General features: G+C 29.5%; 7 protein-coding genes and 1 riboswitch. Of the genes, 3 read left to right on the forward strand and 4 right to left on the reverse strand.

The features are described 5' to 3' along the window. Nucleotides 1-80 precede the first annotated feature (80 nt). Together thrA and SJY27_RS07325 are read right to left on the reverse strand one after the other, a co-directional pair. Nucleotides 81-3,482: a bifunctional aspartate kinase/homoserine dehydrogenase I gene (gene thrA / locus SJY27_RS07320; protein ID WP_397447606.1), complete on the reverse strand. Its 3,402-nt coding sequence runs from the start codon at nt 3,480-3,482 to the stop codon at nt 81-83. A gap of 221 nt (nt 3,483-3,703) precedes the next feature. Beyond that, nucleotides 3,704-4,978, reverse strand: coding sequence for an O-acetylhomoserine aminocarboxypropyltransferase/cysteine synthase family protein (locus tag SJY27_RS07325; protein WP_397447607.1), 1,275 nt, complete (start codon nt 4,976-4,978; stop codon nt 3,704-3,706). Nucleotides 4,979-5,102: 124 nt separating this feature from the next. Further along, nucleotides 5,103-5,222, reverse strand: a riboswitch (SAM riboswitch). Between the two features lie 311 nt (nt 5,223-5,533). Between SJY27_RS07325 and metK the strand changes: the two genes are divergently transcribed. The 3 genes from metK (at nt 5,534) to SJY27_RS07340 (ending at nt 11,455) form a co-directional block, all read left to right on the forward strand. Next, nucleotides 5,534-6,790 carry a methionine adenosyltransferase gene (gene metK / locus SJY27_RS07330; protein ID WP_397447608.1) on the forward strand — a complete coding sequence of 419 codons (1,257 nt, stop codon included), beginning with the start codon at nt 5,534-5,536 and terminating at the stop codon, nt 6,788-6,790. Nucleotides 6,791-7,080: 290 nt separating this feature from the next. Next, nucleotides 7,081-8,832 carry an LruC domain-containing protein gene (locus SJY27_RS07335; RefSeq protein WP_397447609.1) on the forward strand — a complete coding sequence of 584 codons (1,752 nt, stop codon included), beginning with the start codon at nt 7,081-7,083 and terminating at the stop codon, nt 8,830-8,832. Nucleotides 8,833-8,971: 139 nt separating this feature from the next. Beyond that, nucleotides 8,972-11,455, forward strand: coding sequence for a zinc-dependent metalloprotease (locus SJY27_RS07340; RefSeq protein ID WP_397447610.1), 2,484 nt, complete (start codon nt 8,972-8,974; stop codon nt 11,453-11,455). Between the two features lie 265 nt (nt 11,456-11,720). Here the strand turns inward: SJY27_RS07340 and SJY27_RS07345 are convergent, their stop codons facing one another. Both SJY27_RS07345 and SJY27_RS07350 read right to left on the reverse strand, forming a co-directional pair. Continuing rightward, nucleotides 11,721-11,933: a hypothetical protein gene (locus SJY27_RS07345; protein WP_397447611.1), complete on the reverse strand. Its 213-nt coding sequence runs from the start codon at nt 11,931-11,933 to the stop codon at nt 11,721-11,723. A 1,279-nt stretch (nt 11,934-13,212) separates the two neighbouring features. Beyond that, nucleotides 13,213-16,833, reverse strand: coding sequence for a PAS domain S-box protein (locus SJY27_RS07350; RefSeq protein ID WP_397447612.1), 3,621 nt, complete (start codon nt 16,831-16,833; stop codon nt 13,213-13,215). Nucleotides 16,834-17,172 lie beyond the last annotated feature (339 nt).

The raw sequence follows: 17,172 nt of genomic DNA on the forward strand, positions 1-17,172 counted from the left end.
AAGGTCTTTTTTTTGACTTTGTAGGTATGCTTGTAAATTCTAAAAAACACCTACAAGGTTTTTGAAACCTTGCAGGGAATTTAATTGTTATGCTTTGCTAATCTTAAAATATCACCAAAAACACCTCTTGCAGTTACACTGGCTCCTGCTCCTGCTCCTTGAATTACAATTGGTTGTTCTCCATAAGATTCCGTGTAAATTTCAAAAATTGCATCAGAACCTTTTAAAGAACCTAAAGGTGTACTTTTGTCTGTAGAAACTAACTTTACTTCTAAAGTACCTTTATTTTGTGATAAATCTCCACTTAATTCGCCAATATAACGTAAAACGTGATTTGGTTTTTGATTTTCTTTTATTGCCTGATATTCATCATTCAATAAATCTAATTTCCCTAAGAAATCTTCTGCAGCACCTTCTCTTAAATTTTCTGGAATTAAATTTTTAATTTTTACTTCATCAAACTCATTTTCTAGCTCTAACTCTCTTGCTAAAATTAATAATTTTCTAGCAACGTCATTTCCTCCTAAATCTTCTCTTGGATCTGGTTCTGTAAATCCTTTATCTATTGCTTCTTGTAAAGTTTCTGAAAAAGAAACATCTTTAGCAGAAAAGTTATTAAATAAGTAACTTAAACTTCCAGAAAAAACACCTCTAATTTTGGTGATATTCTCACCAGATTCGTGTAATAATCGAATGGTATCTATTAAAGGTAAACCTGCACCCACATTGGTTTCGTATAAATATTGCTTTTTATATTCTTTTAATTTGACTCTTACTTCTTTGTAAAAATCAAAAGATAAGGTATTCGCAATTTTATTACAAGAAACCAAATCGAAACCTGATTCTATAAACGGAATGTAATTGCTTACAAAATTTACACTTGCTGTATTATCAACCGCAATTAAATTTTCGAAATGATTGGCTTTTGCAAAAGCAATAATATCGCTAACTTTTACATTTTCCTCACCATTTTCTAAAAGATTTTCTTTCCAGTTTTTAGAAACTCCATTTTTATTTAACAATACTTTCTTAGAATTTGCTACTGCAAAAACATTCAATTGTAATTTGCGTCTTTCTAAAACAGATTGTGTATTTTCTATAATTTGATCGATTAATGTTCCACCAACCAAACCTTTACCAAAAATGGCAATGTTTATCTTTTTGGTGACACCAAAAACCTGACCATGAATTACATTTACAGCTTTATACAATTGCTCTTTTTTAACCACCAAACTCACATTTTTACCTGTAACTGTGTTGTTAAATAAAAGCGGTACAATTTGATTTTTAATTAAAGCATTGTATGGATGATGAAATTGACTTAAATCTTGCCCAATAATAGAAATTACAGAAACTTGATCAAAAACTGTTATTTGATTTACATCTTGAGCCTGAAAATCACTTTCAAACTCATCTTTTAATGCATTAACAGCTCGTACAGTATTTTCGGCATTTATCACCAAACCAACACCTCTTTCAGAAGAACCTTGTGCAATAATATTAACACTAATATTTTCTTTACTTAATGCATTAAAAATACGAGCATCTACACCCACTTTACCTAACAAACCTCTACCTTCAAAATTAATCATCGCCATATTTTCTATGGTAGAAATGGTTTTAATTCCTTGTGATGCAGATGTAGATGAAATTAAAGTTCCTTTATCTTTTAAATTAAAAGTATTTAAAATTCTAAGGTTTATGTTTTTTTCTATTAACGGAATAATTGTTTTGGCATGTAACAAATTTGTGCCAAAAGTAGCTAACTCATTAGCTTCATTAAAAGACAATTGATCTATTTTTTTAGCATCTGCAACCAATTTTGGATCGGCAGTGTAAATACCACTTACATGTGTATAATTTTGAAGTTCATCTGCATCTAAATAATTTGCTAATAAAGCTGCAGTATAATTGCTTCCATTTCTACCTAAAGTGGTTGTTTCTCCTTTTTTGTTAGATGAAATAAAACCTGTAACAATGTTAATTGTAGATTTATTTTCTTTAAAATATTGAATTACATTTTCTTTTGAAACTGCTTGAATTGGTTGTGCATTTCCAAAGTTTTCATCAGTAATTATTAACGATCTTGCATCTACAGGATTTACAGAAATAGATTTTTTTTCTAATAAACTAGCCACTAATTTTACTGATAATAATTCACCTTGCGCTAAAACTTCATCTTTAATTTTCTGGCTATAATCACCTAACAAAGAAACACCTTCAAAAATGATTTCTAGTTTTGTAAATTCTTTTGATAAATCAACTGAATCATTAGGTTTTTGCTGATATTCCTTAAATTTTTCAAATTCAGTTTTGTATTCTTTTTTAGCAGCTGCTTTTTGTAAAATAACTTCTAAATCGTTTGTTGAATTTCCTCTAGCAGAAGCAACTACCGTAAATTTTTCATCATTTTTATATTTATCAACAATAATATCAATGGCATTTTCTATGCCTTTTCCATTCCCTAAAGATTTACCTCCAAACTTTATTACTTTCATCTTCTTTTCTCTGTAATCCTTATTAAAAATGGGTTCAATTATTTTTTCTAATTGATTGTATTCTATTAAAAAAGCATCATGCCCATGAACAGAATTAATTTCGTTATAGGTAACATTTGCCTTTGTTAATGCTAATTTTTTATGGGTTTCTCTATTTTCTTCTGCTGTAAAAAACAAATCAGAATCTACACCAATAATGTGAATATTCGCTTCAATTTGATCTAATATGGAAATATCTTTTTTACCACCCACAGTTACATCAATCGTTTTTAACAACTGATTCATTAATTTATAAGACGATAATTGATAACGTTCTTGCAGTTTTTTTCCATGATGCAGCAACCAACTTTCTACATCAAAAATATCTGAATTATCTTTTTTAGATCGATGAAAACGCTCTTTAAAACTCTCTGGAGTTCTGTAACACAGCATTGCATGCATTCTTGCATCATGCACAGGATTGCTAGAATTTACCAAAAATTGTTCTTGTATTTGGCAATTGGCAATTAACCAATCTGTAGATTTCCAGTCTGTGGCAATTGGTAAAAAATGTTGGGTTAATTTATTATTTAACACCATCATTTCCCAAGCAATTCCACCACCTAAAGAACCACCAATTAATGCAAATAATTGCTTAATTTTTAAGATTGATAATCCTTGTAAAAAAAGCTCTGCAATATCTCTAGCAATAAAATCTTTATAATTATCTATCAGAAATTCATCAAAACCATTACCAGGAATATTAAAAGATAATACTGTATAAACAGCTGTATCAATGGCTTTTTCTTTACCTACAATGTCTTTCCACCAACCATTTTTACCACCAACTTCGCTATTTCCAGTTAATGCATGATTGATTAAAACCACAGGAGCTGTACCCAATTCTTTACCAAAAACTTGATAACTTAAATTTAATTCAGGAATTTTAGCCCCCAATTCTGTGCTGAAATTTTTAATTTTGATATGTTGCAATGGATGTTTCAAATCTTTTTTAATAAAATAATCAAATTAGTATGTCATTTCGACCTTGTGGAGAAATCTAAAAATGTTTTTCGACTTCATTTCATTTCACTCAAAATGAAACACTTAAAGATTTTAGGTTCTTATTATTTTAAATTACTAGGTTTTAAAAACCTTAATAGATTTACAGATAATTTGTTTGTTAAAATACCTACAAGGTCTTAGAGACCTTTCAGGATTAAAAATTAAATTTTAGCAAACGCAGCTTTTAAATCTGCTTTTAAATCTTCTAAATCTTCAATACCAACAGACAAACGAATTAAATCTTGAGAAACACCAGCACTTTCTTGCTGAGCTTCATCTAATTGTTGATGCGTTGTACTTGCAGGATGAATAATCAAGGATTTTGTATCACCAATATTTGCTAATAAAGAGAAAACTTTTGTGTTATCTGCAATTGTTTTTGCAGCTTCAAAACCTCCTTTATGCCCAAAAGTTACAATTCCACTTTGTCCTTTTGGCAAATATTTATCAGCCAACGCTTTGTATTTACTGCTTTCTAAACCAGGATAATTTACCCAAGCTACTTCTTCTTGCGCTTCTAGCCATTTTGCTAAAGCCAATGCATTTTCTGAGTGTTGTTTAATTCTAACGGATAATGTTTCTAAACCTTGTATGATATTAAACGCATTTGTTGGGCTTAATGCTCCACCAAAATCACGTAAACCTTCTAAAATTAATTTAAACGTATAAGATGCTGCCCCTAGAACTTCGTGATATTTTAACCCATGGTAGCCTGCAGATGGTTCTGTAAATTCTGGGAATTTTCCATTGGCCCAATTAAAAGTTCCTGCATCAATTATTGCACCACCTAATGATGTTCCTTGACCACCAATATATTTTGTAAGTGAATGGATTACAATATTTGCTCCGTGTTTAATAGGATTTAATAACGCTGGTGTGGCTACTGTATTATCAACAATAAAAGGCACTTCTGCAGCTTTAGAATGCTCAGCAATTGCTTCTAAATCTAAAACATCTAACTTCGGATTTCCTAAAGATTCTACAAAAAATGCTCTTGTATTTTCTTGAACAGCATCTTTAAAATTATCAGGATTAGAAGCATCAACAAACGTAGTTGTTATCCCTAATCTAGGCAATGTAACGTTTAATAAATTGTAGGTACCACCATACAAACTACTTGAAGCTACAATGTGATCACCTGCCTTTAATAAAGTTAATAAACCAGTTGATATTGCTGATGTTCCAGAAGCAAAAACAACTGCTCCAATTCCTCCTTCTACAGCTGCCAAACGCTCTTGTAAAATTTGATTTGTTGGGTTGTTTAATCTTGTGTAGATAAAACCTAATTCTTTTAATGAAAAAAGATTTGCTGCATGATCCGAATCGTTAAAAACATACGATGATGTTTGATAAATAGGAACCGCTCTTGTTCCTCCATTTGCTTTTACATCATGACCTGCGTGCAACGCATTAGTTGCTAATTTGTGTGTACTCATTTTTCTGTTTTTTTTGAGTTAATAATTAATTAAAACAAAAGTCAAATGCATCAAAAAATTGATGTACTTAATAGAAAAATGTTATAAAGAAAATAGAGTTTTTCTGATTCAGAAAAATTCTTTTTTGTTATCTATCCTTTTAAATTACGTCATTTAAAAGAGTAGAATTTAGCACCTTCTTTAATAGATTAAAGGGTTGCTAAGGCTTCAACGGGTCTAATCCCTTCACCTTTCTTGATAACATCTCAATAAGTTATTGAACTTTGTGAGTACAAATATTGCAATAGAAAAATTTAATATCCAAGTAAAATTCAATTTATTTTAAATAATTTAACAAATTAATAGTATTTTACGAATTAACACTTAAAAAGAATATTTTTTTTATAAAAATGCAATTATTTCTAAGAATGATGTAAATTTGCATTTCAATTACAGAGGATAAATTTGAACTGATTGCAACCTCTTTAAAAAAATGCTAAAGCAGTAATTATCTACTTCTTTTAGCGACAAAGCAATCATTTATTATTATAATTTATTTAAAATATATAGAGAATTATGTCGTATTTATTTACATCAGAGAGTGTTTCAGAAGGGCATCCAGATAAAGTAGCAGATCAAATTTCTGATGCTTTAATCGATAACTTTTTAGCTTTTGATAAAAACAGCAAAGTTGCTTGCGAAACTCTAGTAACCACTGGTCAAGTAGTTTTGGCTGGCGAAGTAAAATCTGAAACTTATTTAGACGTTCAAAAAATTGCAAGAGATGTAATTAACAAAATTGGTTACACAAAAGGTGAATATATGTTTGATGGAAATTCTTGTGGAGTTTTGTCTGCAATTCACGAACAATCACCAGATATCAACCAAGGAGTTGATAGATCTAGCCCAGAAGAACAAGGTGCAGGAGACCAAGGAATGATGTTTGGTTATGCTACAGATGAAACTGAAAATTACATGCCTTTGGCCTTAGAATTATCGCACAGATTATTAAAAGAATTGGCTGAGTTACGTAGAGAAAACAAAGACATTACCTACTTAAGACCCGATGCAAAAAGTCAGGTTACCATTGAATATTCTGATGATAACGTTCCGCAAAGAATTGATGCAATTGTTATTTCTACTCAACATGATGATTTTGATGCATCAGAAGAAGTAATGTTGGCCAAAATTAAAAAAGATATTGTAGAAATTTTAATTCCTAGAGTAATTGCAAAATTACCTGCTCATATTCAGAAATTATTTACAGATGATATTACGTATCACATAAACCCAACAGGAATTTTTGTTATTGGTGGTCCTCATGGAGATACTGGCTTAACAGGTCGTAAAATTATTGTAGATACTTATGGAGGAAAAGGTGCTCATGGAGGTGGAGCTTTTTCTGGTAAAGACCCAAGTAAAGTAGACAGATCTGGAGCATATGCAACAAGACATATTGCTAAAAATTTAGTTGCTGCAGGTTTGTGTAAAGAAGTTTTAGTGCAAGTTTCTTATGCTATTGGTGTTGCTAAACCTACAAGTATTAATGTAGAAACTTACGGAACTTCAAAAGTGAATTTAACAGATGGTGAAATCAGCAAAAAAGTAGAACAAATTTTTGATATGCGCCCTTACTTTATAGAACAACGTTTAAAATTAAGAACACCAATTTATTCAGAAACTGCTGCCTATGGGCATATGGGTAGAACTCCAGAAGTAAAAACAGTTACGTTTACAAATCCTATGGGAGAACAAGTATCTGAAGAAGTTGAAACATTTACTTGGGAAAAATTAGACTTTGTAGACCAAGTTAAAACTGCATTTAATTTATAAAAACACAAGAGACTGTCTGAAAAGTATTAAGTTTTGTCATTTCGACTGTACTGAAGAAATCTTATTTGTTGAATATCAATTATATAAATTTTTCGACTTCGCTCAAAATGACAGCTAAATTAACTTTTCAGACAACCTCTTTTATCTTTCCTTAAAATGTTATTCATCGATACCAAATGGTATTTTAATGTAAAAAAAACTTCACTAAACTTTATATTATAATAATAAACACATAGCATATTTATCTTGCACACTCTTTAGATATGTTTTGTCAATTATAATATAAAATAATGAAAAAAATAAACACCTACTTTTTATTACTTGTTTTTACAGTTCTTGTTTCTTGTATGCCAGATAATGTAGATATTCAAGAACCTGTTTCTGATAACATTTCAGAAAATGAAATTAAAGGTTTAGAAAACCTAATAATTCCTATTGATTTTAATTTTGAAACAGAAAGAAATGTAACACTAGCAATTAGCGATACAACACCTCATGTTAAATACCAAGTATTTGCTTATGAAAACAACGCTAGCTCTGAAGCCGATAATATTTCTGAAGCATTAAAAAATCTTATTTATAGTGGAAAACCTTCTAATGGCATCATTAATCATGAGTTTAGCTTATCTACTGCCTACACCAAAATATATCTTTTAAGAAAAGATGGCCTTGAGTATTCTGCTGAAATTATAGATGTTTTAAATGATAGAATCGATTTTTCTATAGCTACAAGAAAAAACGCAACTAAATTTCAAAAAACCTATAGTGATTCCTGTTCTGAATGTACGGATAATTTCTTTTTAAACGGTAATTTTGAAGAAGGCCCTACATTACCAAGCAGTTTTATTATAACTGATGAAAATAATGTAACAGGATGGTCTACAACTGCTACTGATAATAAAATTGAATTGTGGAAATCTGGATTTAGAGGTGTTACTCCACAAAACGGATCTTACTTTGCAGAACTTAATGCCAACCAAAATTCTGCCTTATACCAACGTATCTGCACAAGCCCTGGTGCAGAAATAACTTGGTCTGTTTGGCATAGAGGTAGATCTGGTACAGATACAGCTGTTGTAAGAATTGGTGAAAATTTAGTAACTGCTACAACCGAAGCAACCATGACTACAGATAATAGTGGTTGGGTGCAATATTCTGGAACCTACGTAGTCCCAGATGATCAAGAAGACACTTATTTTATATTTGAAGCAGTAAGTACTGCTAGCAGTATTAGTGTAGGAAACTTTATAGACAATGTTGTAATTACTGAAACTAAAGCTGGTGATTGTACTAGTGTTACCAATAAATTATATTATCCTAACGAACTTACGAATGCTACCATAGCTTTCGAAGATTTATGGCCTTACTCAGGAGATTATGATTTTAATGATTTGGTAATTAGTTATAATATTAAAACCATATTGAATTCAGAAAATAAAGTGATACAACTTGACTATAACTACATTGTTGAATCTATAGGTGGAAGCTATACAAATGGTTATGGTATAGAATTAGAAGGTGTTTTACCATCTGCAATTGCAAATGTTTCTGGAGCTAATTTAACAGAAGGAATTATTTCAAATAATGCAAACGGAACAGAAAAGCAACAACCTAATGCAGTAATTGTATTTTTTGATAACTCACATATTAACGTTGGATTAAGCAATACAATATCTATTACATTTACAGAACCTATATCAACTACAGCCTTAGGAAATGCACCTTTTAATCCTTTTTTAATCATAAATAAAGACCGAACAAAAGAAGTACACTTACCTAATAAACCAATAACCTATTACCCAACAACTACTTCTATTGATGAAGGGCCAACAGTTAAAGATAGTGATGGCAACTTTAAAACACCACAAGGTTTTCCATGGGCAATGAATATTAACGGAAGTTACAAAGCACCAAAAGAAAGTTTTGTTATAACTGATGCTTATAATTTCTTTGCAGATTGGGCAACCTCTGGAGGTAATACCCATACAGATTGGCATCAAGATAAAAACGGATATAGAAACCATGCAAACCTTAAAAATTAAAAAATTATTATAGCTAATTTAAAGCTGCAAAAAAGCAATTATTTGTCATCATAAAAAATTACATCTCTTTAACAAAAATTTAAGGTTTGCCCTTTTAGAGATTCCGTAATTTCGGAAGCAATTCAAATCACATTTTATTATGACAAAAAAAATATTCTCGCAACTTTTTATTGTTGCCCTTATTTTTGGTTTTTCTGTAGATGCACAAGCACAAATTTTTAAAAAGAAAAAAAAGGAAGATTCAAAAAAAGAGGCTCCAAAGCCTAAACCAAAACCTAAAAAAGGTGCTATTCAACCTTATGGTAAAGTAGTTACAAAAGATCACAAAACAGACGAGGGTCTTTTTAAAGTGCACACAAAAGATGATAGCTATCTTTTTGAAATACCAGATTCTCTATTAGAAAGAGAAATGTTAATGGTAACTAGAATTGCTAAAACTGCAACCAATATTGGTTATGGTGGAGAAAACACCAACAACCAGGTTTTAAGATGGCAACGTAAAGGAAAAAATATTTTACTAAGAATAGTATCTCACAGAATTTCTGCAGATACCATATTACCCATACATCAAGCTGTAGTAAATTCTAATTTCGAGCCTATTTTATACTCTTTTCCAATTAAAGCTTTTAATAAAGACACTACTGGTGTTGTTATTGATGCCACAAAATTGCTTACTGAAGATGTAAAACCAATGGGCCTTGATGAAAGATCTAGAACAGCATACAGAGCTACACGATTAGATAAAACACGTTCTTATGTAGAAAGAGTAAGTAGTTACCCAACCAACATTGAATTAAGACATGTAAAAACCTATTTTGCAAGCAAAGCACCATCAAATAGTGCTGTAGGTTCTATCTCTTTAGAAATGAGTAATTCTATGATATTACTGCCTAAAGAACCTATGAAAAGACGTTATTTTGACGAGAGAGTAGGTTGGTTTGCAAGAGGGCAATTAGATTACGGTTTAGATGCCCAAAAAGCTAAAACTGTAAGATATTTAGACAGATGGAGATTAGAGGTAAAAGATGAGGATATTGAAAAATTTGAAAGAGGTGAACTTGTAGAACCTAAAAAACAAATTGTGTATTACATAGATCCTGCTACACCAATGAAATGGAGAAAATATCTAAAACAAGGTGTAAACGATTGGCAAATAGCTTTTGAAGCGGCTGGTTTTAAAAACGCTATTGTAGCAAAAGACGCACCTACTAAAGAAGAAGACCCAGAATGGTCTCCAGAAGATGCGCGTTATTCAGTAATTCGTTATTTTGCTTCAGACATTCAAAATGCATATGGACCTCATGTAAGTGATCCACGTTCTGGAGAAATTTTAGAGTCTGATATAGGTTGGTATCATAATGTAATGAGTTTATTGCGCAACTGGTTTTTTATTCAAACTGCTGCAATAAATCCAGAAGCTCAAAAAACAGAGTTTAAAGAAGAAGTTATGGGGCGTTTAATTCGTTTTGTATCGTCTCATGAAGTTGGGCATACACTTGGTTTACCACACAATATGGGAAGCTCTGTTGCTTATCCTGTAGATTCATTACGCTCTGCTAGTTTTACAAAAAAATATGGTACTGCACCATCAATTATGGACTATGCTCGTTTTAATTATGTGGCTCAACCAGAAGATAAAGGAGTTGCATTAATGCCTAATATTGGTCCTTATGATAAATATGCAATCAATTGGGGATATAGACCTATTTTAGAAAAAACTGCAAACGAAGAAAAACCAATCTTAAATCAGTGGATTTTAGAAAAAGCTGGCAATCCTATGTATCGTTTTGGACGTCAACAAAGAGGTGTTATAGATCCTAGTTCACAAACCGAAGATTTAGGTGATGATGCAGTAAAGGCAAGTATGTATGGTATCAAAAATTTAAAAAGAATTTTACCAAACTTAGAAAAATGGACCACTAAAGACGGAGAAACTTATGACGAAATGCAAACCATGTTTGGGCAAGTTGTGAGTCAGTTTAATAGATATATGGGACATGTTTCTTCTAATGTTGGTGGTATTTATGAATACTATAAAACTGCTGATCAAGAAGGTGCTGTTTATACACATGTATCTAAATCCAAACAAAGAGAATCTTTAAAATTTGTAATTGACGAATTATTTAAAACTCCTACTTGGATGTTAAATAAAGATATGTTTGCTAAATTTCAATCTAGTGGTATCGTAGAGAGCATTAGAGGTTTACAAGTTAGAACTTTAAACGGTGTTTTGAGTACTTCACGTATGTCTAGAATGATAGAAAATGAAACTTTAAATGGCGCTAATGCGTATTCTCTAGTTACTATGTTTTATGATTTACGTAAGGGTGTTTGGTCTGAATTATACAATGGCAAATCAATAGACACTTACAGAAGAAACTTACAAAAAGCTCATATAGAGCGCTTAAGCTATTTGCTAAACGAGGCACCAGATGAAAGAGGACGTTTTGGAAGACCATCTGTTACTGTTAGTCAGTCTGACATCCAATCTTTTGCAAGAGGTGAATTAAATCGATTAAAAAGAGATGTAAAATCTGCGGCTTCTAGAGCTTCAAACACAACTTCTCGTTATCATTTACAAGATGTTGTTGCTAGAATTGATATGGCTCTAGATCCAAAATAAATTCAATTTTACACTTAACACTTACTAAAAGCCACATCAATAAAAATGATGTGGCTTTTTTAGTTTTAAATTTTGGTAATGTGATCAAAAATAGTTGGTGTTTTTGAATAAAATTATTTTTATGTATTCTTTTTTGCGTGCCCTTTCAGGTCAGGCTTTTCGCACTCGCTTCCCGATTTTAAGATCGGGAGAGCTCAAACAATTGCTTCAATCCTTCACGCATGCTTACCTATAAATTCTCTGCCCAATTAAAATACAACGCTTGTTAAGCAACCATAAAAATAATGGCTATCATAAAAAAAGAAACTTTTAAAATAGTGCCTGTAGCACTTTGCATATTTTCTTGATGCGCTTCAACCATTGATTTCATTTTTGACAAGGTTGTTGTTTTAGATTCAGAGATATTAGCTCTTATTTCTCTTTTGTAAGCTGATGTTAAAATTCCTCTTTCTATTGTGTTTGTGTAAGTTGATTTCATAATGTTTTGTTTATTTGGTTACATAGTTAAGACGAGAGTTAAAATACTTTGTTACAAACCAAACCACCACCAACTTGCATCAAAACCTCATTTTTATAGGATTGATGGTTTACGACAATATGAAAAAAAAGTGTAAAAAATAAAAAATCACACCCTTTTGAGGTGTGACTTTTATCGTTTTGAGGAATCTAATTTATCTACATACTTGTAGAAAAAATATCTTATAAAAGTTATTCTTTATTAGAACTGCTTTTTTTAAAGTTAATTTAAATTACAATTTTAGGCGCTGGCTTAAAGTTATCACATATTTTGTATTATACGAGGCAATTAAACTTAAAACCGGCCCCAAAAAACTATGAAACACCAACTTTAATAAACCTTAAATAATGATTCTAATTTTCTGATTAACTAAAAATTAGTATTAATATTTTACCAACTTACACTAAGATTTTATACATCTAAATACTAGTATTGATAAAATATAATTAAAAACATTATTTATTATAATTATTGTTTATAAAATTTAGCGTAACTTTCTGTTAAATGGTGGCTTTAAGTAATCACATACTTGAGAATACATGAGGGAATTATACTTAAAGCCACGCCCCCTAAATTATGAATGAACGATTTATTTACCCCTAAAAATCGCCTTTCAAATTTACTGATTAACTATAAACTAATATTCTTTAAATCAATAACTGACCCTATATAGGAATAACTGACTTTCTTTTTGTAATGAAATAAAATATCTTACTTGACATTGCGAATAATAACAATACATCATATTTACTCTCACAATTACTACATACAAATTGTTTACTAAAAGGGTATATCATAAACTTATAACGTTTTTTACAAACTGGCTTAAGTATATCTTCATTATTACAGACTGAACATTTCATCTCAATTCTCTTTTATTTTTTTTTAGGTTTGGAAGGAAAATAAAAACACTGAAAGCTTTTATTTTAACCTTTTATACTAATCTTCTATAAAGTTAATATCTTACAACCAACAACTACAGGGATAAGTAGTAATTGGTCATATAAGAGAATAGTTGATACCTTCAATTATAAAACTTTAATGCTTGAGTATAAATTGCGAAGTTTTTATTGTAATTGTCTTTTAAAGTTATACTTTAGAAATATTTTTATCTGTAGAGATTTACGTAGGATGACAAATAAGTAAAAATTATAATTGAATAAGTTAATTGCTGTGTAAAATTAAATATCTTTTGAATTAAATTATTTTTTGCTGTTGTTAAAATAGGATCTGAGTTAAATTACTCCCTCTTTTTTAAACTCTGACTTGCTGATTTTAAAACCTGTATTACTTTTTTTGTATTAGATATGAATTTTGGAGTAATTGTTGAGTTTACATTGAATTTTAGAATTTCATTTATATTTTTATCTAAAGAATGAATACCCATAACTTCTATATTTGGTTTTATTTTATGTATTATTCTTCTAGTAGTTACCACATTATCAACTTCTAATGCTTTTTCTAGTAGTAAAATATTTTCATCTGCTAAATTTATAAACATATTGACCATTTTCTTTATAAATTCATTATCAATTCCATTTGTCTTTTTGTATTTGCTTATATCAAATAACGGTTCTTCGGTTTTATTGAAACTTTCATTTTCTAAAACGTTACTCTTCAAATCTTTAAAATCAGATTCTTTTAAGGTAGATTGAACCTTTTTAAATAAAACTTTTTCGTCAAAAGGTTTTGTAATATAGTCATTCATACCAACTTTTAAATACAAATCTATATCATGCTTAAAAGCATTGGCGGTTATTGCTATTATAGGTGTTTTTATTTTAAGATTATTGCGTATAATTCGAGTAGCTTCAACACCATCCATTATAGGCATTTGAATATCCATAAAAATTATGTCAAAATTTTGTTTTGTAATTAATTCTGTCGCTATTAAGCCATTAACTGCTTCTGTTGTTGTAAAACCTAAATAATCTAAACTTTTTATTGTTATAAATCTGTTCATTTCATTATCTTCTACCAGAAGTGCATTTTGCCCTTTAAAAGCTCCTTTTTTAACTAGCTGAATATTAGAATTTAAACTATGTAGATTTCCTTTTTTAAGTGTTAAATCAAAATAAGAATGTGTCCCTTCATTTTTGACACTTCTAATTATCATTTTACTTCCCATTAGTTTAATTAAATCATTTGAAATAGCCATACCTAAACCTGTGCCTTCATATTCTCTATTTGAAGTATTTTGTTCTTGAGAGAACTTTTCAAATATTTTAGTTACAAACTTACTTGACATTCCAATTCCTGTATCAGCAACTTCAAAACGCAATGTTTGAGAGTCTACTTTATTATGTATGAGGTCTACTTTTAGATGTATAGAACCTTTGTTTGTAAATTTTATTGAATTTCTTGTAAGATTAATCAATACCTGTTTAATTCTGGTGTCATCGCCTATTAGGGCTGGATATATATCAGGATTAGTATCTAGTATAAGGTTTAAATTTTTATTTTGAGCTTGAGCGGTTAGAATAGAATATACTTTATAAATCATAGCACTTGGATTGAAAACTCTTTTTACAATTTCCATTTCTCCAGATTCTATTTTTGTAATATCAAGAATGTTATTTAATATTGTTAATAAATGTTTTGCTGAATTTTCTGATTGACTTACATAAAAATGTTGGGTTGCATTTAAATTTTCTTTATTTAATTCTCGAATCATACCAATAATTACGTTTAAAGGGGTTCTTATTTCATGACTCATATTTGCTAAAAAAAGCTCTTTTGCTTTAGACGCTGAACGTGCAGATGAAATAGCTTTGGCTATTTCTTTTTCTAAATTCTTTTGTTTAGTAATATCTAAATGAACACGAATCCAACCAATTAGCTTTCCAGAATCATTATAATTGGCAGCAGAACTTACAAACAACCATTTTACCTCTCCCTTTTTGTTTTTTACTTTGATTTCATAATTTCTCGAAGCTTGATTGTCATCTTTTAAATATTTATTATCCTTTGCTATTAAAGAGTCCACGAAAATTTGGTCAGCATTTTTTCTTTTTAATTGATTAAATTGATAACCAGACATATTACAAAAACTTTGATTTGCAAATATTACAGTATTATCTAAGGCTACCTCTAATAATCCTAAATTCATATTTGCAATGATATTTTGAAACTTTTCACCTTCAACTCTTAGTTGATTATTTAATTTTTGTCGGTTTCTAATAGCAATAAGCATCATTCCAAAAAGAGCTAATATTTTCTTCTCTTTTTCTATGTAGGCATGGGTGTTTTTTACATAATCAAACCCTACAAAACCAATTAATTCTTTATTATTTAAAATAGGAATAGTAAGTAAACTCTTAATATTTTGAGGTGCTAGAATTTCTTTTAACGCATTTTCTTTAGGATTTTTTTCGTTGAGTAGTGCTACATTCTCAACATAAAAAGAGTCTCCTCTTTTATGTTTTTCAACCCATTGAGGAATAGCTTCTATTGGTACTTTTTGAAGGTTATCTATTTCTGCACTTATACCCTCTTTACACCATTCAAATGTGTTAGAAGTTGTATTCTTTTTAAAATCATAGTCAAAAATATAAGCCCTATCAGCATTTACAAATCCTCCCATTTTTTTGAGAGATTTATTAATGGTATCATTAAGGTTTTTTGGTTCTAAATCAATATAGGTTGCTGCAATATCTATTAAAGCATCTTGAAGTTTAATTTCGTCATCTAGCGCTTTCTTTGCCAAATGCTCATTTGTTCTGTCAGAAAAAACACCATCCAACCTTATTGGGTTTAAATTTTTATCATAAATATATTTTCCTCTATTTTTAATCCATTTTATTTTTCCTGTACTCGTTTTAATTTTTAATTTTACACTAAATTCACCATGACGTTTTAAATCGTTTTCAATAGTTAATAACAAATCTTTATTTTCTGAATTAACTATACTTAACCAAATATTAGGGTTTTTAATAAATTCATCTTCTGGAATCTCTAAAATAGATTTTACTGATGGGGTTACAAATAAAACTTCATTTGATGGTATTTTAACAGAATAAACCATGTCTGTCATTTCATTAAAAATACTTTCTAATTTTTGTGTTGTTTTTAATAGTTTTAATTCTTGTTTTTTTCTCTTTGTTATATCTCTAGAAATTGCAACTACAAAGTTTTTATCTTTAATTTTACTTAACCTTACGTTCACTTCAACAGGAGTTGTGTGAATATTATCTTTATTGATGTGAGTACCCTCAACAACAAACTGACCACCTTTTTTTAAATCGTTAACATGGTTGTGCCAACTTTCAGCATTATTTTTGAATATTTTTTCAAAATCACTTACATAATAATTTTGAATTTCATTTTTTTTGATTCCTAGCCTCTTTGAGGCTACATCGTTTATATAGAATAATTGACCATTTTCATGAGAAACTTGAACTGAATCAAAAGATTTATCTAAAAAATGTTCTAACATTTGAAGACGTTCTTTTTCTTTAGACTGCTTTATTTCAAGCCCTAATTGAGATACTAGTTTTATTAAGTGAAAAAATATTTTTTTTGTAAAAATATTTTTTTTTACCAAAACAAGCCAAACCCTATCTTGTAAAGGTAAGGCATAAAAATAGTTGTTATTTAACTTTTTATAGAATGCGTTATTGTTAGAACTATCAATCTCTTCAGTAAATTTAGTTAAGTTTGTATTGAACTCTAAACTTAATTTAGCTGTATCTAAATTTAAATTAATTGGTTTTCCTAATTCGTATAAATTAGCAAACAAACACCCTAAATTATTCTTGTATAAATTTAAAATTTGAGGAAGAACAACTTCTTCTGGGCCATTAATTTTTTGATTTATTGCAATTTCTAATAATGCTTGAAAGTCTAATTTATTTATTTCCATTTTACAATAGCTATTGTTAATTTGATAGTATTTGAGAGTGATTGTTAAACTATCTGCTTTGTTATAATTACTTTAGAGTCCTTTTTCTAATTTTTGCATGGAAAGTATAAAAAAGAAAATTAAGAGACGCAAAATATTCTAAAAGTTTTTTAAGAAAAATATTACATTTAAATTATTACACTTTGTTATTTAGGTATCTATTTACATAAATAACACGTAACTTTATGTAGAAAAAATGTACGAGTAAATTAAATATGATTTATTACTTAGAGTTTTATGTAGAATAAGGTATTATAATAAAGAATTGTTAAAAGCATTTTTAATCGTTTTCAAAAAAAA

The sequence above is a fragment of the Polaribacter sp. R77954 genome (assembly GCF_044595335.1).
GTDB lineage: Bacteria > Bacteroidota > Bacteroidia > Flavobacteriales > Flavobacteriaceae > Polaribacter.